This window comes from Enterobacter sp. JJBC (assembly GCF_036936505.1).
GTDB lineage: Bacteria > Pseudomonadota > Gammaproteobacteria > Enterobacterales > Enterobacteriaceae > Enterobacter > Enterobacter hormaechei_C.
This window is the reverse complement of record NZ_CP136935.1, coordinates 2,721,567-2,748,542: the sequence shown is the minus strand read 5'-3', so window position 1 is coordinate 2,748,542 and position 26,976 is coordinate 2,721,567. Positions and strand designations below refer to the sequence as shown.

Sequence of the window (26,976 nt, the reverse complement as noted above, 5' to 3'; positions counted from 1 at the left end):
CGCGCTTTTTTTAATCGCTGAATAGTTACAACATACTAATGGCGTTACCCGTGCTCACCCGCAGGTCACGCTGTGATCGCCATCGCTTTACAGGTGTTTCTACCCCTTAATACCTAAGATGTTAAATTTTGCCTCGCTTATTGTACGATAAATAAAATATATCTATATAAATCATAAGGTTAAAAAATATTAACAGCTACCGCTTTGGTGGTATTTGATCTAATACCCCCCCTCAGAGTCCCCCTTCGTCTTGATCGTTATCAATTCTCACCATCTTTCATAGCGTTACCTTCGCTGCAAATCAGCAATGTCGATTTAGAGAGCCACAGGCTCCACACAGGAGATACCCGATGAGCAAATTTTTGGACCGGTTTCGCTACTTCAAACAGAAGGGTGAAACTTTTGCCGATGGGCACGGCCAGGTTCTGGATACCAACCGGGACTGGGAAGACGGTTACCGTCAACGCTGGCAGCATGACAAAGTTGTCCGTTCTACCCACGGCGTAAACTGCACTGGCTCATGTAGCTGGAAGATTTTCGTTAAAAACGGTCTGGTGACCTGGGAAATGCAGCAGACCGATTATCCGCGTACCCGTCCGGATATGCCGAACCACGAGCCGCGTGGCTGCCCGCGTGGGGCCAGCTACTCCTGGTATCTCTACAGCGCCAACCGACTGAAATACCCGCTGATGCGTAAACGCCTGATGAAAATGTGGCGTGAAGCGAAAGTGCAGCACAGCGATCCGGTTGATGCCTGGGCCTCCATCATTGAAGATGCCGACAAAGCGAAAAGCTTCAAGCAGGCGCGTGGTCGCGGTGGTTTCGTTCGTTCTTCCTGGAAAGAGGTGAACGAGCTGATTGCGGCTTCCAACGTCTACACCGTGAAAACTTTCGGTCCTGACCGTGTGGCAGGCTTCTCGCCAATCCCGGCGATGTCGATGGTCTCTTACGCCTCCGGCGCGCGCTACCTGTCACTCATCGGCGGAACCTGCCTGAGCTTCTACGACTGGTACTGCGACCTGCCGCCAGCGTCGCCACAGACCTGGGGCGAGCAGACCGACGTGCCGGAGTCCGCTGACTGGTACAACTCCAGCTACATCATCGCCTGGGGCTCTAACGTTCCGCAGACCCGTACCCCGGATGCGCACTTCTTTACCGAAGTACGTTACAAAGGGACCAAAACCGTTGCCGTGACCCCGGACTACGCCGAAATCGCCAAGCTGTGCGACCTGTGGCTGGCGCCGAAACAGGGTACCGATGCCGCCATGGCGCTGGCGATGGGCCACGTAATGTTGCGTGAATTCCACCTCGACAAGCCAAGCCAGTATTTCACCGATTACGTGCGTCGCTACACCGACATGCCAATGCTGGTGATGCTCGAAGAGCGTGACGGCTATTACGCCGCAGGCCGTATGCTGCGTGCCGCGGATCTGGTGGACGCGCTGGGTCAGGAAAACAACCCGGAGTGGAAAACGGTCGCCTGCAACAGCAACGGCGAGCTGGTGGCGCCAAACGGCTCTATCGGCTTCCGCTGGGGCGAAAAAGGCAAATGGAACCTGGAGCAGCGTAACGGCACCACGGGTGAAGAGACGGAACTTCGTCTCAGCATGCTGGGCAGCCAGGATGAGATCGCCGATGTCGGCTTCCCGTACTTTGGTGGTGAAGGTTCCGAGCACTTCAACAAGGTTGAGCTGCAAAACGTTCTGATGCACAAACTGCCGGTTAAGCGCCTGCAACTGGCGGACGGTTCTACTGCTCTGGTCACTACCGTCTACGATCTGACCATGGCGAACTACGGCCTGGAGCGCGGCCTGAACGATGAAAACTGCGCGACCAGCTATGATGACGTGAAGGCTTATACCCCGGCCTGGGCGGAGCAGATCACCGGCGTGCCACGCGCGCAGATCACCCGTATCGCGCGTGAATTTGCGGAAAACGCCAACAAAACCCACGGTCGCTCCATGATCATCGTCGGTGCCGGTCTGAACCACTGGTATCACCTCGATATGAACTATCGCGGCCTGATCAACATGCTGATCTTCTGCGGCTGCGTCGGGCAGAGCGGCGGCGGCTGGGCGCACTACGTGGGCCAGGAAAAACTGCGTCCGCAGACCGGCTGGCAGCCGCTGGCGTTTGCCCTTGACTGGCAGCGTCCGGCCCGTCACATGAACAGCACCTCCTACTTCTATAACCACTCCAGCCAGTGGCGCTACGAGACGGTTACCGCCCAGGAACTGCTGTCGCCGATGGCGGATAAATCCCGCTACAGCGGCCACCTGATTGACTTCAACGTGCGCGCTGAGCGTATGGGCTGGCTGCCGTCTGCGCCGCAGCTGGGCACGAACCCGCTGCGCATTGCGGAAGCGGCGAAGAAAGCGGGCATGTCACCGGTTGACTACACCGTTAAATCCCTCAAAGACGGCTCAATCCGCTTCGCGGCAGAACAGCCGGAGAACGGTAAAAACCATCCGCGTAACCTGTTCATCTGGCGCTCTAACCTGCTGGGTTCGTCCGGTAAAGGCCATGAATACATGCTGAAATACCTGCTCGGTACCGAAAACGGTATTCAGGGTAAAGATCTCGGCAAGCAGGGCGGCGTGAAGCCAGAAGAAGTTGAATGGAAAGACAACGGTCTGGACGGCAAGCTGGATCTGGTGGTAACGCTGGACTTCCGTCTGTCCAGTACCTGCCTGTACTCCGATATCGTGCTGCCTACCGCCACCTGGTACGAAAAAGACGACATGAATACGTCGGATATGCATCCGTTTATTCATCCGCTGTCTGCGGCCGTTGACCCGGCATGGGAATCAAAAAGCGACTGGGAAATCTACAAAGACATCGCGAAGAAATTCTCCGAAGTCTGTGTAGGGCACCTGGGCAAAGAGACCGACGTGGTGACGCTGCCAATCCAGCACGACTCCGCTGCCGAACTGGCGCAACCGCTGGACGTGAAGGACTGGAAAAAAGGCGAGTGCGACCTGATCCCAGGCGTAACCGCGCCGCACATTATTCCGGTTGAACGTGATTACCCGGCAACGTACGAGCGCTTTACCTCTATCGGCCCGCTGATGGAAAAAATCGGTAACGGCGGGAAAGGGATCGCCTGGAACACCCAGAGTGAAATGGACCTGCTGCGCAAGCTCAATTACACCAAAGCGGACGGCCCGGCGAAAGGCCAGCCGATGCTGAACACGGCGATTGATGCGGCGGAAATGATCCTGACCCTGGCCCCGGAAACCAACGGCCACGTGGCGGTGAAAGCCTGGGCGGCCCTGAGCGAGTTTACCGGTCGTGACCATACGCACCTGGCGAAGAATAAAGAGGAAGAGAAAATCCGCTTCCGCGATATTCAGGCCCAGCCGCGCAAGATTATCTCCAGCCCGACCTGGTCTGGCCTCGAAGATGAACATGTGTCCTATAACGCCGGATACACCAACGTTCACGAGCTGATCCCATGGCGCACGCTTTCTGGCCGTCAGTCTCTGTATCAGGACCACCAGTGGATGCGTGACTTCGGTGAAAGCCTGCTTGTGTACCGTCCGCCAATCGACACCCGCTCCGTGAAAGCGGTGATGGGTGCGAAATCAAACGGTAACCCTGAGAAGGCGCTGAACTTCCTGACGCCGCACCAGAAGTGGGGTATCCACTCCACCTATAGCGACAACCTGCTGATGCTGACCCTGTCGCGCGGGGGGCCAATCGTCTGGATGAGCGAAGCGGACGCCAAAGATCTGGGTATCGAAGATAACGACTGGATTGAAGTGTTCAACAGCAACGGTGCCCTGACGGCACGTGCGGTGGTGAGCCAGCGTGTACCGGCCGGGATGACCATGATGTACCACGCGCAGGAACGTATCGTTAACCTGCCGGGGTCTGAGATCACCGAACAGCGCGGCGGTATTCACAACTCCGTGACCCGTATTACGCCGAAGCCGACCCACATGATCGGTGGTTATGCCCAGCTGGCCTACGGCTTTAACTACTACGGCACCGTAGGATCGAACCGCGATGAGTTCGTGGTGGTACGTAAGATGAAGAATATTAACTGGTTAGATGGCGAAGGTAATGACCAGGTACAGGAGAGCGTAAAATGAAAATTCGTTCACAAGTCGGCATGGTGCTGAATCTGGATAAATGCATCGGCTGTCATACCTGCTCAGTCACCTGTAAAAACGTCTGGACCAGCCGTGAAGGTATGGAGTACGCCTGGTTCAACAACGTGGAAAGTAAGCCGGGCACCGGCTTCCCGACCGACTGGGAAAACCAGGAGAAATGGAAGGGGGGCTGGATCCGTAAAATCAACGGCAAACTGCAACCGCGCATGGGTAACCGTGCCATGCTGCTGGGTAAAATCTTCGCTAACCCGCATCTGCCGGGCATCGATGATTACTACGAGCCATTTGATTACGACTACCAGAACCTGCACAACGCGCCGGAAAGCAAACACCAGCCGATCGCCCGTCCTCGCTCGCTGATCACCGGCCAGCGCATGGACAAAATTACCAGCGGTCCAAACTGGGAAGAGATTCTGGGCGGCGAGTTCGAAAAACGCGCCAAAGACCAGAACTTCGAGAACATGCAGAAGGCGATGTACGGCCAGTTCGAAAACACCTTCATGATGTACCTGCCGCGCCTGTGCGAACACTGCCTTAACCCGGCGTGCGTGGCGACCTGCCCAAGCGGCGCCATCTACAAGCGTGAAGAAGATGGCATTGTGCTGATCGACCAGGACAAGTGCCGCGGCTGGCGTATGTGCATCACCGGCTGCCCGTACAAAAAAATCTACTTCAACTGGAAGAGCGGTAAGTCTGAGAAGTGCATCTTCTGCTACCCGCGTATCGAAGCCGGTATGCCGACCGTCTGCTCAGAGAGCTGCGTAGGTCGTATCCGCTACCTCGGCGTGCTGCTGTACGACGCGGACGCGATTGAAAATGCCGCAAGCACCGAGAACGAGAAAGATCTGTATCAGCGTCAACTGGATGTCTTCCTCGATCCAAACGATCCGAAGGTTATTGAGCAGGCGCTGAAAGACGGTATTCCGCAGAGCGTGATTGACGCCGCACAGCAGTCTCCGGTGTACAAAATGGCGATGGACTGGAAGCTGGCCCTGCCGCTGCACCCGGAATACCGCACGCTGCCGATGGTCTGGTACGTGCCGCCGCTGTCTCCGATTCAGTCTGCGGCGGATGCGGGTGAACTGGGCAGCAACGGCATTCTGCCGGACGTGGAAAGCCTGCGTATCCCGGTTCAGTATCTGGCCAACCTGCTCACCGCCGGGGATACCCAGCCGGTACTGCTGGCGCTGAAACGTATGCTGGCGATGCGTCACTTCAAACGTGCGGAAACTGTTGACGGCGTGAACGATACCCGCGCGCTGGAAGAGGTTGGTCTGACCGAAGCGCAGGCGCAGGAGATGTACCGCTATCTGGCAATCGCTAACTACGAAGATCGTTTCGTGGTGCCGAGCAGCCACCGTGAACTGGCTCGCGAGGCCTTCCCGGAGAAAAGTGGGTGTGGCTTTACCTTTGGCGACGGTTGCCACGGGTCAGACAGCAAATTCAACCTGTTCAACAGCCGCCGCATCGACGCGATGGATGTGACCAGCAAAACGGAGCCGCACCAATGATTGAACTCGTCATTGTTTCGCGTCTGCTCGAGTACCCTGATGCTGCGCTTGTGCAGCATCAACAGGAACTCTTTGATGCACTCGCGTCATCTGAAAACCTGGATAAAGAGGATGCCCAGAAGCTGGGCGTTTTCCTCCGCGATCTGCTGGCGCGCGATCTTCTTGATGCGCAGGCGGACTACAGCCAGCTGTTTGACCGGGGTCGTGCCACGTCTCTGCTGCTGTTCGAACACGTTCACGGTGAATCCCGCGACCGTGGTCAGGCGATGGTGGATCTGATGGCCCAGTACGAGCAGCACGGTTTGCAACTCGACAGCCGCGAGCTGCCGGATCACCTGCCGCTGTATCTGGAATATCTGGCGCAGTTGCCGAAAGAGGAAGCGCTGGGCGGGTTGCAGGACATTGCTCCCATTCTGGCGTTGCTCGGCGCGCGTCTCCAGCAACGTGAGAGCAGCTATGCAGTCCTGTTTGATCTGCTGGTGAAACTGGCTAACGCCTCGGTTGACAGTCAAAAAGTGGCGGAAAAAATCGCGGATGAAGCCCGGGACGATACCCCACAAGCACTGGATGCCGTCTGGGAAGAAGAGCAGGTGAAATTCTTTGCTGACCAGAGCTGTGGCGAATCTGAAATCTCCGCGCATCAGCGTCGTTTTGCCGGAGCGGTGGCTCCGCAATATTTATATATCTCTAACGGAGGACAGCACTAATGCACTTCCTGAATATGTTCTTCTTTGACATTTACCCGTATATCGCGGGCACCGTGTTCCTGGTGGGAAGCTGGCTGCGTTATGACTATGGCCAGTACACCTGGCGTGCTGCCTCCAGCCAGATGCTGGATCGTAAAGGGATGAACCTGGCGTCAAACCTGTTCCACATCGGGATTTTGGGGATTTTCGCCGGTCACTTCCTGGGGATGCTGACCCCGCACTGGATGTACGAAGCGTGGCTGCCGATTGACGTGAAGCAGAAGATGGCGATGCTCGCCGGTGGCGCCTGCGGCGTGATGACCTTGGTGGGTGGTCTGTTGCTGCTGAAACGCCGTCTGTTCAGCCCACGCGTGCGGGCTACCACGACCGGAGCGGACATCCTGATCCTCTCCCTGCTGATGGTGCAGTGTGCGCTTGGTCTGCTGACCATTCCATTCTCTGCGCAGCATATGGACGGCAGCGAGATGATGAAGCTGGTGGGATGGGCGCAGTCTGTCGTGACCTTCCGCGGGGGCGCCTCTGAGCATCTGGACGGCGTGGCGTTCATCTTCCGCGTTCACCTGGTGTTGGGTATGACCCTGTTTGTGCTGTTCCCGTTCTCTCGCCTGGTGCACATCTGGAGTGCGCCGGTGGAGTACCTGACGCGCAAATATCAGGTTGTGCGTGCTCGTCGCTGATTCGCTGTATTAATACAACCCCGCATATGCGGGGTTTTTTTTGTCCCCGATCCAGGGTTTCGTGCGGATGCCGGGTGGCGGTTGCGCCTTACCCGGCCTACAGAATTCACTATGCTCGAATCGAACCTTGGTCGAAGCTTCTTATCCTTCCCCGCATGGGAGAACCATGGGGCATTGTGCTTTTGGATAGTGCTAAAGAATCTGGAAGTGATGGTGGTGGGGGAAGGATTCGAACCTTCGAAGTCGATGACGGCAGATTTACAGTCTGCTCCCTTTGGCCGCTCGGGAACCCCACCAGGGGTAATTCATATTTTGAGGTAAAGCTGGAGATGGTGGTGGGGGAAGGATTCGAACCTTCGAAGTCGATGACGGCAGATTTACAGTCTGCTCCCTTTGGCCGCTCGGGAACCCCACCACGGGGTAATGCTTTTAACTGGCCTGCTTCCTGTTGGAAGCGGGGCGCATCATATCAAATGAGACGCCCCTGTAAAGCATTCCTTTAGGAAAATGAAGCTGTTTGCCTGCTTTTTATCCGCAAAGGCGTAAAGCTAATCAATTCATTTTCCGAGGGATTAAAGAATAATCGTTCTGTTGCCGTACACAAAGACGCGCTGGGCAAGTACCTGATACAGCGCACGGCTTAGTACGTTCTTCTCAACGTCACGGCCAGCACGCATCATATCTTCTGCCGTGTAGGTGTGATCCACGTGAATCACGTCCTGCATGATGATTGGGCCTTCATCCAGATTATCATTCACGTAGTGCGCGGTTGCGCCAATAATCTTCACCCCACGCTCGTATGCCTGGTGATACGGACGCGCGCCAATAAAGGCTGGCAGGAAGGAGTGGTGGATGTTGATAATCTTGTTCGGGAAGCGCGCCACGAAGGATGGCGTCAGCACGCGCATATATTTCGCCAGCACCACGTAGTCCGGGTTATGCGCTTCAATCGCAGCAGCCATAAGGTTGTCGTGCTCTTCACGGGTATGGCCTTCGTGACTGACCAGCTCAAACGGAATGTCGAAACGTTCTACCAGTGTACGCAGCGTCTCGTGGTTGCCAATGACGGCGGCAATTTCGACGTCCAGGCCACCGTAGTTGGCTTTCATCAGCAGATCGCCCAGGCAGTGCGCCTCTTTGGTGACCAGAATGACAATACGGCGACGGCCCGCTGGGTTCAGCTCGCGCACCGAGCCTTCCGGCAGGGCGCTGTCCAGATCGGCAAGCAGGGTTGTGTCGTTGAAAATGCCTTCCAGTTCGGTACGCATAAAGAAGCGACCGGTACGGTGGTCAACGAACTCGTTGTTCTGCACGATATTCAGTTCATGCTTGTAGCAAATGTTGGTAATTCGTGCGATCAGCCCTTTTTGATCGGGACAGATAGTGCGCAGAACTTTACGTTGTAATGATTGCATCGCCGGGAAATCCTGTTTATGTATTTGCGAAGTCTGAGTTGTCAGGCATTACTGCCGCAACACTTTTTAAATTTTTTTCCTGAACCACAGGGGCAGGGATCGTTACGACCGAATTGCGGACGTGTGCCGTCAATATAATACCATTGCCCGCTGTCCTTTAAGAACCGTGACCGTTCTATGATGGCGCCGGGTTTGTTTTGTTCGCTAAAGCGGGCGACAAAACTGACATAGCCCTCGTTCGCATCGCGGCCGGGAGCGGCTTCAAAGACGGTGAGGCCCAGCCAGACGGTGTTAGCAAATCCGGCTTCAATCTCTTGGCGAAAATCGGCAGCATGGCAGGACGGATGCCAGGTTTTAATCAGGTAGTCTGCGTTTTTGATCACAAAAGCAGTATACCGCGAGCGCATAAGGTGTGACGGGTCTGGTGCAACCTGCTTGCCAGAAAGATATCGCTGGCAACATAGGCTATACTCCAGAGCGCTACCACAGGGGCAGAGTTGAGACACGATTCTCTTCCTGGAACAAAAAATAAGGCGTTAAACGCTTAAGGTAGCAATATGTTAACTGAGCAGGTGCGTTGACGCTATGTCGGGAATCCAGGGGAAGTAAAACAGGGCTAATGAGAAAGGTAAAAATTGGACTGGCGTTGGGCTCAGGTGCTGCCCGGGGTTGGTCACATATTGGCGTTATCAATACCTTAAACCAGATGGGGATTGACGTTGATATTGTTGCAGGATGTTCTATCGGGTCGCTGGTCGGATCTGCGTACGCCTGCGGTAAGCTCCAGGAGCTTGAAAGCTGGGTGCGCTCCTTCAGTTACTGGGATGTGCTGCGCCTGATGGATCTCTCCTGGCAGCGTGGCGGCCTGCTGCGCGGCGAACGCGTGTTCAATCAGTTTCGCAAGATAATGCCCCTCGCTGACTTCAGCCACTGCCAAATGCCTTTCGGGGCCGTTGCAACCAACCTCAGTACGGGCAGGGAGTTATGGCTCACCGAAGGGGATATTCATCTCGCCGTTCGTGCATCCTGTAGTATGCCTGGGTTAATGGCGCCTGTGCCTCACAACGGCTACTGGCTCGTTGACGGTGGTGTAGTGAATCCTGTCCCTGTCTCTCTGACGCGCGCCATGGGGGCGGATATCGTTATTGCCGTGGATTTACAGCACGATGCTCACCTCATGCAGCAAGATTTGATGCCGGTTAATCTTCAGAGCGATGATGCGGAAGAAGAGAAACTTGCCTGGCATGCTCGATTACGCGGCAGAATAGGGCGCCTGGCTGCCCGTCGCGCGGTGACCGCACCGAACGCCATTGAAATCATGACGACCTCTATTCAAATTCTTGAGAATCGCCTGAAGCGAAACCGTATGGCTGGCGATCCTCCGGATATTCTTATTCAACCCTATTGTCCACAAATCTCTACCCTTGATTTCCACCGGGCTGAGGCCGCCATAGCAGCGGGCTCGTTAGCCGTCGAAAAGAAAATAGATGAACTGTTGCCTTTTGTGCGTACAGCACGTTGAGCACTTTTTTGATTACTTCAGCAAAATCTGACAGGCGATAGTACCAATAGCATGCCACTATTGAGTAACTGTCAGCCAGGGGAGGAACCATGACACAGCCATTGGCCGGAAAACATATTTTGATAGTAGAAGACGAGCCCGTTTTCCGATCGCTACTGGATTCGTGGTTATCCTCACTGGGTGCAACCACGTCCCTTGCCGAAGATGGCGTCGAGGCACTGGAAAAAATGGCCAGCATGGCGCCGGATCTGATGATCTGCGATCTTGAGATGCCGCGCATGGACGGATTAATGCTGGTAGAAAACCTGCGTAATGAAGGTTATCAGACACCGATACTGGTGATCTCGGCCACCGAAAATATGGCGGATATTGCTAAGGCGTTGCGTTTAGGAGTGCAGGATATCCTGCTCAAACCGGTTAAAGATTTAAACCGTCTGCGCGAAACGGTGTTGGCCTGCCTGTATCCCAATATGTTCAATTCCCGGGTGGAAGAAGAAGAACGTCTTTTCCAGGACTGGGATGCTTTAGTCAGTAATCCGCTCGCGGCCGCGAAGCTGCTTCAGGAACTTCAGCCGCCGGTGCAGCAAAATATCTCTCATTGCAGAGTAAATTATCGCCAGCTGGTAGCGGCTGACCAGCCTGGACTGGTGCTGGATATTGCGCCGCTCTCGGATTCCGACCTCGCTTTTTATTGCCTGGATGTTACCCGAGCGGGAGATAACGGCGTTCTGGCGGCCTTATTACTCCGGGCGCTGTTTAATGGATTGCTACAGGAACAATTATCCCATCAGGGGCAACGACTTCCTGAGTTAGGCAGTTTACTAAAACAGGTCAACCAACTTTTTCGCCAGGCCAATTTACCGGGGCAGTTCCCGCTTCTGGTTGGTTATTATCACAGCGGGTTGAATAACCTTATTCTGGTGTCTGCGGGATTAAATGCCACACTGAATACTGGCGAACACCATATTCAGGTGAGTAACGGCGTGCCGTTGGGTACGCTGGGAAATACTTACCTTAATCAAATTAGCCATCGCTGCACCTCCTGGCAGTGCCAAATTTGGGGTGCCGGAGGGCGGTTACGCTTAATGTTGTCCACGGAGTAAGCAGTCAGATTTTATTTTTCAGATTGCTTTACCTGTGTTTTTGCTGGCAGTGCTACTATCGCTGCAAGTTTCATGCGTATTTGTCTTAATTGATCGGCAACGCGTTCTTTTCAGACCCGTATTAGTGGCTGAGACTGTATACTCAAAGCGTTATTCAATGCATAAAAGTTCAAAACTTGAACAGTTCAGGAGAATTTCAATGGCTGCCCTAAATTCGAAAGTCAGAAAGGCCGTTATCCCGGTGGCGGGATTGGGTACCAGGATGTTGCCAGCGACGAAGGCAATCCCAAAAGAGATGCTGCCTCTGGTTGATAAGCCATTAATCCAGTATGTCGTGAATGAATGTATTGCAGCAGGTATCACCGAAATTGTGCTGGTGACGCATTCATCTAAAAACTCTATCGAAAACCATTTCGATACCAGTTTCGAACTCGAAGCAATGCTGGAAAAACGTGTTAAGCGCCAGCTGCTGGAGGAAGTGCAGTCTATTTGTCCTCCACACGTTACCATTATGCAGGTTCGTCAGGGCCTGGCGAAAGGCCTGGGACACGCAGTATTATGTGCACACCCGGTAGTGGGTGATGAGCCGGTCGCGGTTATTCTGCCTGATGTGATCCTTGATGAGTACGAGTCCGATCTTTCCCAGGAAAACCTGGCGGAAATGATTAAACGCTTCGACGAAACCGGCAGCAGCCAGATTATGGTTGAGCCAGTCGACGACGTGACCGCTTACGGCGTGGTTGACTGCAAAGGCGTTGACCTGCAACCTGGCGAAAGCGTACCGATGGTTGGCGTTGTTGAAAAACCTAAAGCGGACGTCGCGCCGTCTAACCTTGCTGTCGTTGGTCGTTACGTACTGAGCGCTGAAATTTGGGCGCTGCTGGCGAAAACGCCTCCGGGTGCGGGCGATGAAATCCAGCTGACGGATGCTATCGATATGCTGATCGAGAAAGAGACCGTGGAAGCCTACCATATGAAAGGTAAGAGCCATGACTGCGGGAATAAGCTCGGTTATATGCAGGCATTCGTCGAATATGGTATTCGCCATAACAGCCTGGGTGAAGAATTTAAAGCCTGGCTCAAAGGTAGCGTGGGTATTAAGTAATAAACTCACCAGCCTGTGAGCAAGACCGGTGTGGCGTCGCCCACCGGTTTTTTTATGCCTGTCACTCTGTAATTGACGGGGGATTGTCAAGGACGTTAAATACGGAGCCTCACAATATGACAGAATGTAAGGAGATGTTCGGACGGATATTACAGGCATAAAAAATCCCGCATTAAGCGGGATTTTTCAGAATCTTTCCAGATTAATCCTTGATCAGGAAGTCATCCAGTTGTTTACCTTGTTCGTCCATTGCTTTCTTGATTACAGCAGGAGTACGGCCCTGGCCGGTCCAGGTTTTCTCTTCGCCGTTCTCATCGATGTAGCTATATTTAGCAGGACGTGCCGCGCGTTTTGCTTTGGTACCGGTTTTAGCCGCAGCCATGCTGTTCAGCAATTCGTTTGGATCGATACCATCGGCAATCAGCATTTCGCGATACTGTTGCAGTTTACGTGTACGTTCTTCGATTTCAGCCGCAGCTGCGCTTTCTTCTTCACGACGTTCGTTAACTACAACTTCTAATTTTTCGAGCATTTCTTCAAGCGTCTCAAGGGTACATTCTCTTGCCTGCGCACGAAGAGTACGGATGTTGTTCAGAATTTTAAGTGCTTCGCTCATTGTAGTAATCTCAAACTTATAATGGGGGTGGGTTTGTTGTCCTAATAATAGAGCCTTAATTTCACTTGTGCAATAGGTGGGAATGTAAGGAATTCAAAAAATACAAAATAAACGACGCTATTATTAATTACGCTAACTTAAATTTCATTGTTTGTTGGGGCTGCGAGATATCGTTTCAAACGGCAAAAGCGCGTCATTTGCATGTTTGTTTTGTGACTTTTACCTCAGGAATTATAGTTGCGGTTGATAAATATCAGCCTTTTGTATTACCCCGTGTAAACGCAGCGAAGCCAGGAATAGTTAATAAATAGTGAATTTTAATGAACGAAGAAGACACTATAAAAAGAAGTGTTATCTCTGGTTGCGGTCTCACCTTATTGTCAGTGTTTAATGCCTTTACTGCCTGTTTTAACGCATTATTTTGCGCTACTCGCGAAGGATTTACGGGTGCATGGCAGGCTGGAGTGTGCTGCTCGCCGCTGATGACGGTACAAAATATGGTACAATGATCCATCGGGAATATTTCACATTGATTAGGGTTCTTCGGCCAATGGCACAACTTTATTTCTACTATTCGGCAATGAATGCAGGGAAATCGACGGCGTTACTGCAATCCTCATACAATTATCAGGAGCGGGGGATGCGTACCGTTGTTTATACCGCCGAAATCGACGATCGCTTTGGGGCAGGGAAGGTAAGCTCAAGAATAGGGCTTTCATCGCCTGCAAGGCTGTTTAACCCTGAAACGGACCTGCTGGAGGACATTCGTGCCGAGCATGCCTCTAAGCCTGTCCATTGCGTGCTGGTAGATGAAAGCCAGTTCCTGACCCGTGAGCAGGTCCATGCGCTTTCAGAGGTCGTTGATGAGCTGGATATTCCCGTTCTTTGCTATGGATTACGTACCGATTTTCGTGGGGAGTTATTTGCCGGCAGCCAGTATTTGCTCGCCTGGTCGGATAAGCTGGTTGAGCTGAAAACAATCTGCTTTTGTGGCCGCAAGGCAAGTATGGTTCTTCGCCTGGACCAGTCGGGTAAACCCTATGCTGATGGCGAGCAGGTGGTGATAGGAGGCAATGAACGTTATGTCTCGGTCTGCCGCAAGCATTATAAAGAGGCGCTGGCTGTAGGCTCGCTGACGGCGTTACAGGGCGACAATCGAAAATAACAAGAATGTTTTACCGATCCTCAGATATAAAAAAACCCGCCGCTGGCGGGTTTTTTATCACACTGTCAACTAAGCGTTTTTCTTCGCTTTCTTGTCAGCCTTTACAACTGCGGGGATTTCAACTTTTACGGCTGCGACATCGCTTTCAGTGAAGTTACGACCGTAATAAGTATCCAGCAGGATCTGTTTCAGTTCGGAAATCAGTGGGTAGCGCGGGTTAGCACCAGTACACTGGTCATCGAATGCATCTTCAGACAGCTTATCTACGTGAGCGAGGAAGTCAGCTTCCTGAACGCCTGCTTCGCGGATAGATTTAGGAATACCCAGTTCCGCCTTCAGACTTTCCAGCCATGCCAGCAGTTTTTCGATCTTCGCGGCAGTACGGTCGCCCGGTGCGCTCAGACCCAGGTGATCGGCGATTTCAGCATAACGACGGCGCGCCTGTGGACGGTCGTACTGGCTGAATGCAGTTTGCTTGGTTGGGTTGTCGTTGGCGTTATAGCGGATAACGTTGCTGATCAACAGGGCGTTCGCCAGACCGTGAGGAATGTGGAACTGTGAACCCAGCTTGTGCGCCATAGAGTGACAGACACCCAGGAAGGCGTTAGCAAACGCGATGCCCGCGATTGTTGCCGCACTGTGTACACGTTCACGCGCAACAGGGTTTTTCGAACCTTCGTTGTAAGAAGCTGGCAGGTTTTCTTTCAGAAGTTTCAGCGCCTGCAAAGCCTGACCGTCAGAGAACTCAGAAGCCAGTACGGAAACGTAAGCTTCCAGAGCGTGAGTTACCGCATCCAGACCACCGAACGCACACAGTGATTTCGGCATTTCCATGACCAGGTTGGCGTCAACGATAGCCATATCTGGCGTCAGTGCGTAGTCAGCCAGCGGGTATTTCTGACCGGTTGCGTCATCAGTCACAACGGCAAATGGCGTCACTTCTGAACCAGTACCGGATGTGGTGGTGACGGCGATCATTTTCGCTTTCACGCCCATTTTCGGGAACTTGTAGATACGTTTACGGATATCCATAAAGCGCAGCGCCAGTTCTTCGAAGTGAGTTTCCGGATGCTCGTACATCACCCACATAATTTTCGCGGCGTCCATTGGGGAACCGCCACCCAGTGCGATGATCACATCAGGTTTGAAGGAGTTCGCCAGCTCAGCACCTTTACGGACAACGCTCAGGGTTGGGTCAGCTTCAACTTCAAAGAAGACTTCAGTTTCGACGCCAGCCGCTTTCAGAACAGAGGTGATCTGGTCTGCATAGCCATTGTTGAACAGGAAACGGTCAGTCACGATGAGCGCACGTTTGTGGCCATCAGTAATCACTTCATCCAGCGCGATTGGCAGAGAGCCGCGGCGGAAGTAGATAGATTTCGGAAGTTTGTGCCACAACATGTTTTCAGCTCGCTTAGCAACGGTTTTCTTGTTGATCAGGTGTTTTGGACCAACGTTTTCAGAGATGGAGTTACCACCCCAGGAACCACAACCCAGAGTCAGGGAAGGTGCGAGTTTGAAGTTGTACAGATCACCGATACCACCCTGAGAAGCAGGGGTGTTGATCAGGATACGTGCCGTCTTCATCTTCTGACCGAAGTAAGCAACACGCTCAGGCTGGTTATCCTGATCGGTGTACAGGCAAGAGGTGTGGCCGATACCGCCCATTGCCACCAGTTTCTCTGCTTTTTCTACCGCGTCATCAAAATCTTTCGCACGGTACATTGCCAGCGTTGGGGAGAGTTTCTCGTGAGCAAACGGCTCACTTTCATCAACGACTTTCACTTCACCAATCAGAATCTTGGTGGTAGCAGGGACGCTAAAGCCAGCGAGTTCAGCAATTTTATACGCTGGCTGACCTACGATAGCTGCGTTCAGCGCGCCATTTTTCAGGATCACGTCCTGAACGGCTTTCAGTTCTTTACCTTGCAACAGGTAGCCGCCGTGGCTGGCGAAACGTTCACGAACGGCGTCGTATACCGAATCAACCACGACAACAGACTGTTCAGATGCACAGATAACGCCGTTATCGAAGGTTTTAGACATCAGCACAGAAGCAACAGCACGCTTGATATCTGCCGTTTCGTCGATCACAACAGGGGTATTACCTGCGCCTACGCCGATGGCTGGTTTACCGGAGCTGTATGCTGCTTTAACCATACCAGGACCACCGGTCGCCAGAATCAGGTTAATGTCCGGGTGATGCATCAGAGCGTTGGACAGTTCAACAGAAGGTTGGTCGATCCAGCCGATGAGATCTTTTGGCGCACCCGCAGCAATGGCTGCCTGAAGCACGATATCTGCTGCTTTGTTGGTGGCGTCCTTCGCACGTGGATGCGGAGAGAAAATGATTGCGTTACGAGTCTTCAGACTGATGAGAGATTTGAAGATGGCGGTAGAGGTTGGGTTAGTGGTTGGAACGATACCGCAAATGATGCCGATCGGTTCTGCGATGGTGATGGTGCCGAAAGTATCGTCTTCTGACAGCACACCGCAGGTTTTCTCATCTTTATAGGCGTTGTAGATATACTCTGAAGCAAAGTGGTTTTTGATCACTTTATCTTCAACGATACCCATGCCGGATTCGGCAACGGCCATTTTAGCGAGAGGGATTCGAGCATCAGCAGCAGCCAGAGCGGCCGCGCGGAAGATTTTATCAACCTGTTCTTGGGTGAAATTGGCATATTCACGCTGGGCTTTTTTTACGCGCTCGACGAGGGCGTTCAGTTCAGCGATATTGGTAACAGCCATAATGCTCTCCTGATAATGTTTAAACTCTTTTAGTAAACCAGCGCTCGATACGTCTGACAGTATAGTCAGAGCCGATCCCACTTGCGTAACACACAGTAAAACAAAGGATTACTCACTGCTCCAGCTCACTAATTTACTAAAAGAGCCTTACCTTAGCATCATACCTTTTTGATAGGTGATCTCCCTGGCGGCGTAACCAAGATTACTCACTTCTGAGTACGAAAATTATGATCAAGATCAATTTTGTCCTAAGCTGATACCTTTCAGCAGGGTTATTTTGTGCTAATTATTCTACTGTTAAATAATTAAGTAACTATTGGAAGCGGCAATATCATTGATTACACAAATGTTTAACATCATGAATTGATAACGTTTAAGAACAGATTTCTGGTGAAGTGTGCGGCTAAAAAGCGTATCTTCAGCGCGGATTTATCATGACACGCAGTTTCTCCCTGGACATGCTCAATTGCGGAGCTTAATGTGATTCAAACGCTCTTTGATTTCCCTACATATTTCAAGTTTTTTATCGGCTTGTTTGCTCTGGTTAACCCGGTAGGGATCATCCCTGTCTTCATCAGTATGACCAGCTATCAGACGGCTGCGGCACGAAATAAAACCAACCTGACGGCAAACCTGTCGGTGGCGATCATCCTACTTACGTCTCTTTATCTCGGGGACGCCATTCTTCAGGTCTTCGGCATCTCGATTGATTCGTTCCGTATAGCAGGCGGGATCCTGGTGGTGACGATTGCCATGTCGATGATCAGCGGCAAGCTGGGGGAGGATAAACAGAACAAACAGGAAAAATCAGAGACAGCTATCCGCGAGAGCATTGGGGTTGTGCCACTGGCACTGCCGCTGATGGCGGGCCCGGGGGCGATCAGTTCCACCATTGTCTGGGGTACGCGCTACCACAGCCTGATGCACCTGATTGGCTTTTCCGTCGCCATTGCGCTGTTCGCGCTGTGCTGCTGGGGCGTATTTCGTATGGCGCCATGGCTGGTTCGCTTGCTGGGACAAACGGGCATCAACGTGATTACCCGTATCATGGGTCTGTTGTTAATGGCGTTGGGCATCGAATTTATCGTTACCGGTATAAAAAGTATTTTCCCCGGGTTAGTACACTGACTTTCATTTGAAAGAGCGGAGCCAGCGGCTCCGTTTTTTTACGTGATTATCTGCAAATCATATAAATAAAGTTGAAATAGGCGCCAGCCATAATAAGTTCTACTAATAACTCTCTTTTGTTGTTTTTCAAGAGGTTGTTTATTTTCATTTCCCCTTGCCGCGCATAAATCCCTCAAACCCTCTGTTATTTTACTCACATGATACTCTGGGGCTTGCTGACAGATAACCGAAATGATATTAGTAATTTCGATGCTGACTCAGACGAATGTGCTAAATAATAATCAATTGTTAAATTATCGTGAAAAGTCGTTCAACTAATCCATGTCGTCGCGTTTGTAGCAACAAAATTTCTTATCTGTATGAATTATATCTCTTTTTGTTGATTTCGGCGTAAGTCAGGGTTAGCGCCTTAGTTATGCCAGCCATCGTAAAAGAGAAATGCTTAACAAATTTGCAAAATGTATTGGCGAGAGTTGGCACCATTTGGTACTTTCCGGCCTTATATTTTGCAGCATTAAACAAGTTAATGAGAACTATTTTCATATAGCCCTCACGTAAGATATCCAACGCATCTCTCTGACAGGGGAAAGGTGTAAAGAATCGACGCAAGACCGCCGTTCGAGCGGTCAGTAATAATGAAGTCGGTGATAGCAAGAAGTAAAAAAGAACCTGACAGTAGCAAAAAAAACTCCTGCGCTGTACAGGCCCCAACAGGGGATTACACAACTGGCGAAGGCCAGTCATTATAATGAGTGGAGTATCAACACAATGTCCATCATCACAAAAAAAAGTCTGGTAGCGGCGGGGATTTTAACTGCGCTAATCGCGGGCAACGCTGCAATGGCTGCGGACGTTCCTGCTGGTGTTCAGCTGGCTGAGAAGCAAACGCTGGTACGTAATAACGGTGCGGAAGTGCAGTCTCTTGATCCGCACAAAATTGAAGGTGTTCCAGAGTCTAACGTTAACCGCGATCTGTTTGAAGGTCTGCTGGTGACTGACGTAGACGGCCACCCGGCTCCGGGCGTGGCGGAAAAATGGGACAACAAAGATTTTAAAGTCTGGACCTTCCATCTGCGTAAAGATGCCAAATGGTCCGACGGTACGCCGGTTACCGCCGAAGATTTCGTCTATAGCTGGCAGCGTCTGGCGGATCCAAATACCGCCTCCCCGTATGCGAGTTACCTCCAGTATGGCCATATTGCCAATATCGATGACATCATCACGGGTAAAAAGCCAGTAACCGACCTGGGCGTAAAAGCCATCGATGCCAATACCTTTGAAGTGACGTTGAGCGAACCTGTTCCGTACTTCTATAAGCTGCTGGTTCACCCGTCCGTCTCCCCGGTACCAAAATCCGCGGTAGAAAAATTTGGTGAAAAATGGACGCAGCCTGCGAATATCGTGACCAACGGTGCATATAAGCTGAAGGACTGGGTCGTTAACGAACGTATGGTGCTGGAGCGCAACCCGCAGTATTGGGATAATGCGAAGACCGTTATCAATCAGGTCACCTACCTGCCAATCTCTTCTGAAGTGACGGACGTAAACCGCTACCGCAGTGGTGAAATCGACATGACCTATAACAACATGCCGATTGAACTGTTCCAGAAGCTGAAAAAAGAGATCCCGAAAGAAGTTCACGTCGATCCGTATCTGTGCACCTACTATTACGAAATTAACAACCAGAAAGCACCGTTCACCGACGTACGTGTTCGTACCGCACTGAAGCTGGCTCTGGATCGCGACATTATCGTGAATAAAGTGAAGAATCAGGGCGACCTGCCGGCTTACAGCTACACCCCGCCTTACACCGACGGTATGAAGCTGGTTGAACCTGAATGGTTCAAATGGTCCCAGGAAAAACGTAACGAAGAAGCGAAAAAACTGCTGGCTGAAGCTGGCTATACCGCCGACAAGCCGCTGACCTTTAGCCTGCTGTACAACACCTCTGATCTGCATAAAAAACTGGCTATTGCCGTCGCGTCTATCTGGAAGAAAAACCTCGGCGTGAACGTGAAGCTGGAAAACCAGGAATGGAAGACCTTCCTCGATACGCGCCACCAGGGAACCTTTGACGTGGCACGTGCAGGATGGTGTGCGGACTATAACGAACCGACCTCATTCCTGAACACCATGCTGAGCGACAGTTCGAACAACACCGCACACTATAAGAGCCCGGCGTTTGATAAGCTTATTGGCGAAACCCTGAAGGTGGCAGATGACGCCCAGCGCGCCGATCTGTACGCCAAATCAGAACAACAGCTCGATAAAGACTCTGCGATCGTTCCGGTTTACTACTACGTTAACGCCCGCCTGGTGAAACCATGGGTAGGGGGTTATACCGGTAAAGACCCGTTGGATAATATTTCCGTTAAGAATCTTTATATTATCAAGCATTAATGGCAATACGTGGGGCGAGCGAGCTTGCCCCACTGTGTCTATTTTGTAACATTCATCAGGCACACGCCAGAAGGTACGGGCAATGTTGAAATTTATCCTGCGTCGCTGTCTTGAAGCGATTCCAACGTTATTTATTCTAATTACAATTTCCTTCTTCATGATGCGTCTTGCACCGGGCAGTCCTTTTACCGGTGAACGCACGCTTCCGCCAGAAGTTATGGCCAACATCGAAGCGAAATACCATTTAAACGATCCTATCACCACGCAGTACTTCAACTATCTGAAGCAGCTTGCACACGGTGATTTTGGTCCGTCATTTAAATATAAAGACTATTCCGTTAACGACCTGGTGGCGTCCAGCTTCCCGGTATCGGCTAAATTAGGAGCTGCTGCATTTATCCTGGCCGTTGTTCTCGGTGTCACTGCGGGCGTTATCGCCGCGCTTAAACAAAATACCCGATGGGATTACGCCGTAATGGGGGTCGCAATGACCGGGGTGGTTATCCCCAGCTTCGTTGTTGCGCCGTTGCTGGTCATGATATTCGCCATAACCCTGAAATGGCTTCCCGGAGGCGGCTGGAACGGCGGGGCGCTGAAGTTCATGATATTGCCGATGGTGGCATTATCTCTGGCCTACATCGCCAGTATCGCCCGTATTACCCGCGGTTCAATGATTGAAGTCCTGCATTCGAACTTCATCCGTACCGCCCGTGCGAAAGGGCTGCCGATGCGCCGGATTATTTTCCGTCATGCCCTCAAGCCTGCACTGTTACCGGTACTCTCCTATATGGGGCCTGCTTTCGTCGGCATTATCACCGGTTCAATGGTGATTGAAACCATTTATGGCCTGCCGGGTATCGGGCAGCTGTTTGTTAACGGGGCGCTTAACCGTGACTATTCGCTGGTGCTGAGCCTGACGATCCTCGTGGGCGCGCTGACCATTCTGTTTAATGCCGTTGTCGATGTGCTGTATGCCGTTATCGACCCTAAAATCCGTTACTAACTGGAGCACGCCATGATGTTGAGTAAGAAAAACAGCGAGGCGCTGGAAAACTTCAGTGAAAAGCTGGAGGTTGAAGGTCGTAGCCTTTGGCAGGACGCCCGCCGTCGTTTTATGCATAACCGTGCCGCCGTTGCCAGCCTGGTCGTGCTGGTGCTTATTGCGCTGTTTGTCACCCTGGCGCCAATGCTCTCTCAGTTCACCTATTTCGATACGGACTGGGGCATGATGTCCAGCGCGCCGGATATGGAATCCGGGCACTATTTCGGCACTGACTCCTCCGGGCGTGATTTGCTGGTGCGTGTGGCGATTGGCGGCCGTATCTCCCTGATGGTTGGCATCGCGGCGGCGCTGGTGGCGGTGATCGTCGGCACGCTTTACGGTTCGCTTTCCGGATACCTCGGCGGGAAAGTGGACTCCGTGATGATGCGTATGCTTGAAATCCTGAACTCCTTCCCGTTCATGTTCTTCGTCATTCTGCTGGTGACCTTCTTTGGTCAAAATATCCTGCTGATCTTCGTGGCGATCGGGATGGTGTCCTGGCTGGATATGGCGCGTATTGTGCGCGGCCAGACGCTGAGCCTCAAACGTAAGGAGTTTATCGAAGCCGCACAGGTTGGTGGCGTTTCTACCGCCAATATTGTGGTGCGTCATATCGTTCCTAACGTGCTGGGCGTGGTGGTGGTATACGCCTCCCTGTTGGTGCCAAGTATGATCCTGTTTGAATCTTTCCTGAGCTTCCTGGGATTAGGTACGCAAGAGCCGCTGAGTAGCTGGGGCGCTCTGTTAAGTGATGGCGCAAACTCCATGGAAGTGTCACCGTGGTTACTGCTGTATCCGGCGGGCTTCCTGGTCGTCACCCTGTTCTGTTTCAACTTTATCGGCGATGGCCTGCGTGATGCCCTCGACCCGAAAGACCGTTAAGGAGCGCCGTCATGACTATTATTGAAACGGCAACCGCGCCACAGGCGCAACAGCGGACCAGCGCACTGCTGGACGTTAAAGACCTCCGCGTGACGTTTAAAACCCCCGACGGTGATGTTACTGCCGTTAACGATCTCAACTTCGACCTGCGTGCCGGTGAAACGCTGGGCATTGTGGGCGAATCCGGTTCCGGTAAATCCCAGACCGCATTCGCGCTGATGGGCCTGCTGGCATCAAACGGCGTGATCGGTGGTTCGGCGACGTTTAACGGAAAAGAGATCCTGAATTTGCCGGAACATGAGCTGAATAAGCTGCGCGCCGAGCAGATTTCAATGATTTTCCAGGACCCGATGACGTCCCTGAACCCCTATATGCGTGTGGGCGAACAGCTGATGGAAGTGCTGATGCTCCACAAGGGGCTGGGTAAAGCCGAAGCGTTTGAAGAGTCCGTCAAAATGCTGGATGCGGTGAAAATGCCTGAGGCACGTAAGCGCATGCGCATGTATCCGCACGAATTCTCCGGCGGTATGCGCCAGCGCGTCATGATCGCGATGGCATTGCTTTGTCGGCCAAAACTGCTGATCGCTGATGAACCGACCACCGCTCTGGACGTGACCGTCCAGGCGCAGATCATGACGTTGCTGAACGAGCTGAAGCGCGAGTTCAACACCGCCATCATCATGATCACCCACGATTTAGGCGTCGTTGCCGGGATCTGCGACAAAGTGTTAGTCATGTATGCAGGTCGCACGATGGAATACGGTAATGCCCGCGATGTGTTCTACCAGCCAGCCCATCCGTACTCTATCGGGTTGCTGAATGCCGTACCGCGCCTTGATGCGGAAGGGGAGTCGCTGCTGACTATCCCGGGTAACCCGCCAAACCTGCTGCGTCTGCCAAAAGGCTGTCCGTTCCAGCCGCGTTGTCCGCATGCGATGGAAATCTGTAACAGCGCACCGCCGCTGGAAGCGTTTGTCCCTGGCCGTCTGCGCGCCTGCTTTAAGCCGCTGGAGGAGCTGGTATGAACGCAATCGACGAAAAAAGAAATGTGCTGCTCGAAATCGCTGACCTGAAGGTCCATTTCGATATCAAAGACGGTAAACAGTGGTTCTGGCAGCCTGCCAAAACCCTGAAAGCGGTGGATGGCGTCACGCTACGCCTGTACGAAGGGGAGACCCTGGGCGTGGTGGGTGAATCTGGCTGCGGCAAATCGACATTTGCGCGTGCGATCATCGGCCTGGTGAAAGCCACCGACGGGAAAGTGGCCTGGCTTGGCAAAGATCTGCTGGGGATGAAGCCGGATGAATGGCGCGACGTGCGCAGCGACATCCAGATGATTTTCCAGGATCCGCTGGCGTCCCTGAACCCGCGTATGACCATTGGCGAAATCATTGCCGAGCCGCTGCGCACCTATCATCCGAAGATGCCGCGCCAGGAAGTTCGCGATCGGGTGAAAGCGATGATGCTCAAGGTGGGTCTGTTACCTAACCTCATAAACCGCTACCCACATGAGTTTTCCGGCGGTCAGTGCCAGCGTATCGGTATCGCACGCGCGTTGATCCTTGAACCAAAACTGATTATCTGTGATGAACCGGTTTCGGCGCTGGACGTCTCCATCCAGGCCCAGGTGGTTAACCTGCTACAGAAACTGCAACGGGAAATGGGGCTGTCGCTGATCTTCATCGCCCACGATCTGGCGGTGGTAAAACACATTTCGGACCGTGTGCTGGTCATGTATCTGGGCCACGCCGTTGAGCTGGGTACGTATGATGAGGTGTACCACAATCCGCTGCACCCTTATACCAAAGCGCTGATGTCTGCGGTTCCCGTTCCGGATCCCGATCTGGAAAAAAATAAAACCATTCAGCTTCTGGAAGGTGAACTGCCTTCGCCAATCAACCCGCCTTCAGGCTGCGTATTCCGTACGCGATGCCCAATAGCCGGGCCGGAATGTGCAAAAACACGGCCGGTTCTGGAGGGCAGTTTCCGACATGCGGTTTCCTGCCTGAAAGTAGACCCGTTATAATCGCAAGGGCTGACATGATGTCAGCCCTTATTTTTCGAGGTTAATGTGTCGCGATTATTCACGTCGGCCCGTCAGCGGCTGTATCACCTTTTATTTGATCCTGAGACGGTTTCCGGTCGCCGTTTCGAAGGCCTGTGTGGTTTATTTGCCCTGATTAGCGTCATTATTATCTTTATCGAATCCGGCGCCGGAACGCAGTACCATATGACGTATGAGGAGTGGCACGTTTTCGTCTGGCTGGAATTGATTGTCACGCTGGTGTTTACCGCGGAATATGTGCTGAGGGTCATTAGCTGGCCAAATCCGGCGAAATACGTTTTCAGCTTCTGGGGATTTATTGATTTAGCCACCATCCTGCCGCTGTATGTCATGTGGCTGTGGCCTGAGATCAGCCTGAATTATGTGTTTGCCTGGCGCGCAATGCGCGCGATTCGCGTGTTACGAATTCTCAAACTGCTGCGCTTTATGCCGTCGCTGCGGGTTTTTTGGGTCGCCATTGTCAGCGCTCGCCACCAGCTGATTCTCTTCTATTCGTTTATTGCTATCGTGATGATCGTTTTTGGCTCCCTGATGTATTTAATCGAAGGGCCAAAATACGGGTTTACCACGCTTAATGCGTCTGTTTACTGGGCTATCGTCACGGTGACCACCGTGGGCTATGGCGATATTACCCCGCATACGCCGCTCGGACGTATTGTGGCATCGGTTCTTATCCTGATCGGCTATTCAGTTATAGCGATACCAACGGGGCTAATTACCACCCATATGAGCAGCGCCTTCCAGAACAGCAAGCAGCAACGCAAATGTCCGAATTGTCAGCAGGGGAATCATAAACCCGGCGCGCGGTTTTGTCACCGCTGTGGAAATGCCTTACCGGATTAAATAAAAAAGGCTGCGCGGGCAGCCTTTTTTATTATTCGCGCCAGAGAATATGGCACAGTTTGTGATCTTTCTCGCGGCACAGCAGGACGCGGGCAAAGATGTCGTTAATTTCTCCGCCGTCTTCATCTGCCAGGCCAATCACCACCTCTGCGAAGAAGTCCGGGTTGAGGTCAAAATCGACGTGTTCGGCCCAGTCTTCAGACGGATCGAACAGCTCAGCACCGCCACGCTCTTCAAATTGCAGGTTGAAAAGAATGACGTCAGCAGGGTCGAGATTATCGACCGCCAGCTCGAGAAAAATATCGTAGGCCTGTTCGAGCGTTTCGTCTTCGGTCAGGCGATTGTTCAGATCCATTTCCATGATGACTACCTGTTAAACATCGTTGGGCACGTTTTACAGCAACGGGCTAAAGAAGTAAAACAGTCGTTCGGCAATTCGCTGCCACAGCGGACGTTTCGCCCACAGTCTGGCGTCCAGCAGGCGTGAGCGGGAGATATAATCGTCCTGAACCGCTGCCAGATCGCCACCGAACCCGGCGTCATCAATGACCAGCGTAATTTCAAAATTCAGCCATAGACTGCGCATATCGAGGTTAACGGTGCCCACCAGGCTCAGCTCTCCGTCCACCAGCACGCTCTTGGTATGTAACAGCCCGCCTTCGAACTGATAAATTTTAACGCCTGCGGCCAGCAGCTCACTAAAGAACGCGCGGCTTGCCCATCCCACCAGCAGCGAATCGTTCTTGCGCGGCATAATAATGCTCACATCCACTCCGCGCTGTGCCGCTGTACAGATGGCATGCAGAAGGTCGTCGCTGGGAACGAAATAGGGCGTGGTCATGATCAGATATTCCCGCGCGGAGTAGGCGGCGGTCAGCAGTGCCTGATGGATCAGATCTTCCGGGAAGCCAGGACCGGATGCGATAGTGTGGATAGTGTGCCCGCTGGCTTCCTCAAACGGCATGATATTGCCATCCGGCGGCGGGGGAAGAATGCGTTTCCCGGTTTCAATTTCCCAGTCGCAGGAGTAGACGATGCCCATTGAGGTCGCGATCGGTCCCTCCATCCGCGCCATCAGATCGATCCATTGCCCCACGCCGGAATCCTGCTTGAAGAAGCGGGGGTCAACCATGTTCATGCTGCCGGTGTAGGCGATATAGTTATCGATCAGAACCATTTTCCGGTGCTGGCGGAGATCCATGCGGCGCAGAAAGACGCGGAAAAGATTCACTTTCAGCGCCTCGACCACCTCGATACCGGCGTTGCGCATCATGCCTGCCCACGGGCTACGGAAAAAGGCCACGCTGCCGGCGGAGTCCAGCATCAGGCGGCAGTGGATACCGCGACGTGCAGCGGCCATTAGCGATTCGGCGACCTGGTCCGCCATGCCGCCCGGCTGCCAGATATAAAACACCATTTCGATATTATGCCGGGCGAGCTGGATATCACGGATCAGCGCCTGCATCACATCATCAGAAGAGGTCATCAGTTGCAGCTGATTGCCTTTTACCCCAGCAATCCCCTGGCGGCGTTCGCACAGCTTGAACAGAGATGCGGCCACGCTGCTGTTCTCTTCAGCGAAGATATGCTTGCAGGCTTTAAGGTCGGCAAGCCATTTCGCAGTGGAGGGCCACATGGCGCGGGCGCGTTCGGCGCGGCGTTTACCCAGATGAAGTTCACCGAAAGAGAGATAGGCGATGATGCCCACCAGCGGCAGAATATAGATAATCAGAAGCCAGGCCATGGCGGAAGGTACCGCTCTGCGTTTCATCAGAATGCGCAACGTCACCCCGGCAATTAACAGCCAGTATCCTAAAATGACCAGCCAACTCACCACGGTGTAGAAGGTTGTCATAAATAAAAAATCCTTTTGAAAGCGTATTGTTATGAGTTTACGCATCAAGATTCATCTGGCAAATAAAAACGGCA

General features: G+C 52.6%; 21 protein-coding genes and 2 tRNA genes. 15 read left to right on the top strand and 8 right to left on the bottom strand.

Annotation, left to right across the window (positions count from 1 at the left end):
* Nucleotides 1-350 precede the first annotated feature (350 nt).
* Genes RY075_RS13330 through narI form a run of 4 tightly spaced genes read left to right on the top strand, consistent with a single transcriptional unit; the run spans nt 351 to nt 7,010 of the window.
* Entirely contained in the window at nt 351-4,094 is a 3,744-nt protein-coding gene (locus RY075_RS13330; RefSeq protein WP_302378490.1) for a nitrate reductase subunit alpha, read from the top strand.
* The gene (gene narH, locus RY075_RS13325) at nt 4,091-5,626 is read left to right on the top strand and encodes a nitrate reductase subunit beta (RefSeq protein WP_017384243.1); all 1,536 of its coding nucleotides are present in this window, start codon (nt 4,091-4,093) and stop codon (nt 5,624-5,626) included. The genes RY075_RS13330 and narH overlap by 4 nt, the downstream gene beginning before the upstream one ends.
* Complete coding sequence (gene narJ / locus RY075_RS13320; RefSeq protein WP_338627794.1) at nt 5,623-6,333, top strand: nitrate reductase molybdenum cofactor assembly chaperone; 711 nt, start codon at nt 5,623-5,625, stop codon at nt 6,331-6,333. Before narH ends, narJ begins: the two co-directional genes overlap by 4 nt.
* Nucleotides 6,333-7,010, top strand: coding sequence for a respiratory nitrate reductase subunit gamma (narI, locus tag RY075_RS13315; protein ID WP_003856712.1), 678 nt, complete (start codon nt 6,333-6,335; stop codon nt 7,008-7,010). The genes narJ and narI overlap by 1 nt, the downstream gene beginning before the upstream one ends.
* Before the next feature lie 211 nt (nt 7,011-7,221).
* Here the strand turns inward: narI and RY075_RS13310 are convergent.
* From RY075_RS13310 to RY075_RS13295, 4 genes are all read right to left on the bottom strand, one after another.
* A tRNA-Tyr gene (locus RY075_RS13310) sits at nt 7,222-7,306 on the bottom strand.
* Nucleotides 7,307-7,340: 34 nt separating this feature from the next.
* Nucleotides 7,341-7,425: transfer RNA gene (locus RY075_RS13305), tRNA-Tyr, on the bottom strand.
* A gap of 157 nt (nt 7,426-7,582) precedes the next feature.
* On the bottom strand, nt 7,583-8,425 hold the full coding sequence (purU, locus tag RY075_RS13300) for a formyltetrahydrofolate deformylase (protein WP_003856715.1): 843 nt from the start codon (nt 8,423-8,425) through the stop codon (nt 7,583-7,585).
* 41 nt (nt 8,426-8,466) lie between these two features.
* Entirely contained in the window at nt 8,467-8,931 is a 465-nt protein-coding gene (locus tag RY075_RS13295; RefSeq protein ID WP_003856717.1) for a YchJ family protein, read from the bottom strand.
* Between the two features lie 113 nt (nt 8,932-9,044).
* Between RY075_RS13295 and rssA the strand changes: the two genes are divergently transcribed.
* The 3 genes from rssA to galU all read left to right on the top strand — a co-directional run bounded on the left by rssA (nt 9,045) and on the right by galU (nt 12,155).
* Nucleotides 9,045-9,947, top strand: a complete 903-nt coding sequence (gene rssA, locus RY075_RS13290) for a patatin-like phospholipase RssA (protein ID WP_047054851.1) — start codon at nt 9,045-9,047, stop codon at nt 9,945-9,947.
* An 89-nt stretch (nt 9,948-10,036) separates the two neighbouring features.
* Entirely contained in the window at nt 10,037-11,050 is a 1,014-nt protein-coding gene (rssB, locus tag RY075_RS13285; RefSeq protein ID WP_003856721.1) for a two-component system response regulator RssB, read from the top strand.
* 199 nt (nt 11,051-11,249) lie between these two features.
* On the top strand, nt 11,250-12,155 hold the full coding sequence (gene galU / locus RY075_RS13280) for a UTP--glucose-1-phosphate uridylyltransferase GalU (RefSeq protein ID WP_003856723.1): 906 nt from the start codon (nt 11,250-11,252) through the stop codon (nt 12,153-12,155).
* A gap of 202 nt (nt 12,156-12,357) precedes the next feature.
* On the opposite strand, the gene hns is transcribed toward galU, so the two are convergent.
* The gene (hns, locus tag RY075_RS13275) at nt 12,358-12,771 is read right to left on the bottom strand and encodes a histone-like nucleoid-structuring protein H-NS (RefSeq protein WP_003856724.1); all 414 of its coding nucleotides are present in this window, start codon (nt 12,769-12,771) and stop codon (nt 12,358-12,360) included.
* 550 nt (nt 12,772-13,321) lie between these two features.
* Between hns and tdk the strand changes: the two genes are divergently transcribed.
* Complete coding sequence (tdk, locus tag RY075_RS13270) at nt 13,322-13,936, top strand: thymidine kinase (RefSeq protein ID WP_003856726.1); 615 nt, start codon at nt 13,322-13,324, stop codon at nt 13,934-13,936.
* Nucleotides 13,937-14,005: 69 nt separating this feature from the next.
* On the opposite strand, the gene adhE is transcribed toward tdk, so the two are convergent.
* Complete coding sequence (gene adhE / locus RY075_RS13265; protein WP_003856730.1) at nt 14,006-16,687, bottom strand: bifunctional acetaldehyde-CoA/alcohol dehydrogenase; 2,682 nt, start codon at nt 16,685-16,687, stop codon at nt 14,006-14,008.
* Between the two features lie 480 nt (nt 16,688-17,167).
* On the opposite strand from adhE, the gene RY075_RS13260 reads away from it, so the two are divergent.
* The 7 genes from RY075_RS13260 to RY075_RS13230 all read left to right on the top strand — a co-directional run bounded on the left by RY075_RS13260 (nt 17,168) and on the right by RY075_RS13230 (nt 25,047).
* Nucleotides 17,168-17,815, top strand: a complete 648-nt coding sequence (locus RY075_RS13260) for a YchE family NAAT transporter (protein ID WP_017384236.1) — start codon at nt 17,168-17,170, stop codon at nt 17,813-17,815.
* 768 nt (nt 17,816-18,583) lie between these two features.
* A complete protein-coding gene (gene oppA / locus RY075_RS13255; protein WP_003856736.1) occupies nt 18,584-20,215 on the top strand; it encodes an oligopeptide ABC transporter substrate-binding protein OppA in 1,632 nt (543 codons plus the stop codon).
* A gap of 82 nt (nt 20,216-20,297) precedes the next feature.
* Complete coding sequence (gene oppB, locus RY075_RS13250) at nt 20,298-21,218, top strand: oligopeptide ABC transporter permease OppB (protein WP_003856738.1); 921 nt, start codon at nt 20,298-20,300, stop codon at nt 21,216-21,218.
* 12 nt (nt 21,219-21,230) lie between these two features.
* Nucleotides 21,231-22,139 carry an oligopeptide ABC transporter permease OppC gene (oppC, locus tag RY075_RS13245; protein WP_015570372.1) on the top strand — a complete coding sequence of 303 codons (909 nt, stop codon included), beginning with the start codon at nt 21,231-21,233 and terminating at the stop codon, nt 22,137-22,139.
* 11 nt (nt 22,140-22,150) lie between these two features.
* Nucleotides 22,151-23,164, top strand: a complete 1,014-nt coding sequence (locus tag RY075_RS13240) for an ABC transporter ATP-binding protein (protein ID WP_003856742.1) — start codon at nt 22,151-22,153, stop codon at nt 23,162-23,164.
* The gene (gene oppF / locus RY075_RS13235; RefSeq protein ID WP_003856743.1) at nt 23,161-24,165 is read left to right on the top strand and encodes a murein tripeptide/oligopeptide ABC transporter ATP-binding protein OppF; all 1,005 of its coding nucleotides are present in this window, start codon (nt 23,161-23,163) and stop codon (nt 24,163-24,165) included. Before RY075_RS13240 ends, oppF begins: the two co-directional genes overlap by 4 nt.
* 45 nt (nt 24,166-24,210) lie before the next feature.
* Nucleotides 24,211-25,047 (top strand): ion transporter, encoded by an 837-nt coding sequence (locus RY075_RS13230; protein ID WP_109948571.1) that lies wholly within the window; start codon nt 24,211-24,213, stop codon nt 25,045-25,047.
* A gap of 31 nt (nt 25,048-25,078) precedes the next feature.
* Here RY075_RS13230 and RY075_RS13225 read toward each other — a convergent pair whose 3' ends face one another.
* Both RY075_RS13225 and cls read right to left on the bottom strand, forming a co-directional pair.
* Nucleotides 25,079-25,408, bottom strand: a complete 330-nt coding sequence (locus RY075_RS13225) for an HI1450 family dsDNA-mimic protein (protein WP_006810881.1) — start codon at nt 25,406-25,408, stop codon at nt 25,079-25,081.
* A 33-nt stretch (nt 25,409-25,441) separates the two neighbouring features.
* Entirely contained in the window at nt 25,442-26,902 is a 1,461-nt protein-coding gene (gene cls / locus RY075_RS13220; protein ID WP_003856750.1) for a cardiolipin synthase, read from the bottom strand.
* Nucleotides 26,903-26,976: the final 74 nt, after the last annotated feature.

Excerpts from the sequence above, each read along its gene's own strand:
- purU (WP_003856715.1), bottom strand. The coding sequence starts at position 8,425 with ATGCAATCATTACAACGTAAAGTTCTGCGCACTATCTGTCCCGATCAA.
- oppC (WP_015570372.1), top strand. The coding sequence starts at position 21,231 with ATGATGTTGAGTAAGAAAAACAGCGAGGCGCTGGAAAACTTCAGTGAA.
- hns (WP_003856724.1), bottom strand. The coding sequence starts at position 12,771 with ATGAGCGAAGCACTTAAAATTCTGAACAACATCCGTACTCTTCGTGCG.
- narI (WP_003856712.1), top strand. The coding sequence starts at position 6,333 with ATGCACTTCCTGAATATGTTCTTCTTTGACATTTACCCGTATATCGCG.
- RY075_RS13330 (WP_302378490.1), top strand. The coding sequence starts at position 351 with ATGAGCAAATTTTTGGACCGGTTTCGCTACTTCAAACAGAAGGGTGAA.
- oppB (WP_003856738.1), top strand. The coding sequence starts at position 20,298 with ATGTTGAAATTTATCCTGCGTCGCTGTCTTGAAGCGATTCCAACGTTA.
- adhE (WP_003856730.1), bottom strand. The coding sequence starts at position 16,687 with ATGGCTGTTACCAATATCGCTGAACTGAACGCCCTCGTCGAGCGCGTA.
- cls (WP_003856750.1), bottom strand. The coding sequence starts at position 26,902 with ATGACAACCTTCTACACCGTGGTGAGTTGGCTGGTCATTTTAGGATAC.
- galU (WP_003856723.1), top strand. The coding sequence starts at position 11,250 with ATGGCTGCCCTAAATTCGAAAGTCAGAAAGGCCGTTATCCCGGTGGCG.
- rssA (WP_047054851.1), top strand. The coding sequence starts at position 9,045 with ATGAGAAAGGTAAAAATTGGACTGGCGTTGGGCTCAGGTGCTGCCCGG.
- rssB (WP_003856721.1), top strand. The coding sequence starts at position 10,037 with ATGACACAGCCATTGGCCGGAAAACATATTTTGATAGTAGAAGACGAG.
- tdk (WP_003856726.1), top strand. The coding sequence starts at position 13,322 with ATGGCACAACTTTATTTCTACTATTCGGCAATGAATGCAGGGAAATCG.
- oppF (WP_003856743.1), top strand. The coding sequence starts at position 23,161 with ATGAACGCAATCGACGAAAAAAGAAATGTGCTGCTCGAAATCGCTGAC.
- RY075_RS13225 (WP_006810881.1), bottom strand. The coding sequence starts at position 25,408 with ATGGAAATGGATCTGAACAATCGCCTGACCGAAGACGAAACGCTCGAA.
- narH (WP_017384243.1), top strand. The coding sequence starts at position 4,091 with ATGAAAATTCGTTCACAAGTCGGCATGGTGCTGAATCTGGATAAATGC.
- RY075_RS13240 (WP_003856742.1), top strand. The coding sequence starts at position 22,151 with ATGACTATTATTGAAACGGCAACCGCGCCACAGGCGCAACAGCGGACC.
- oppA (WP_003856736.1), top strand. The coding sequence starts at position 18,584 with ATGTCCATCATCACAAAAAAAAGTCTGGTAGCGGCGGGGATTTTAACT.
- narJ (WP_338627794.1), top strand. The coding sequence starts at position 5,623 with ATGATTGAACTCGTCATTGTTTCGCGTCTGCTCGAGTACCCTGATGCT.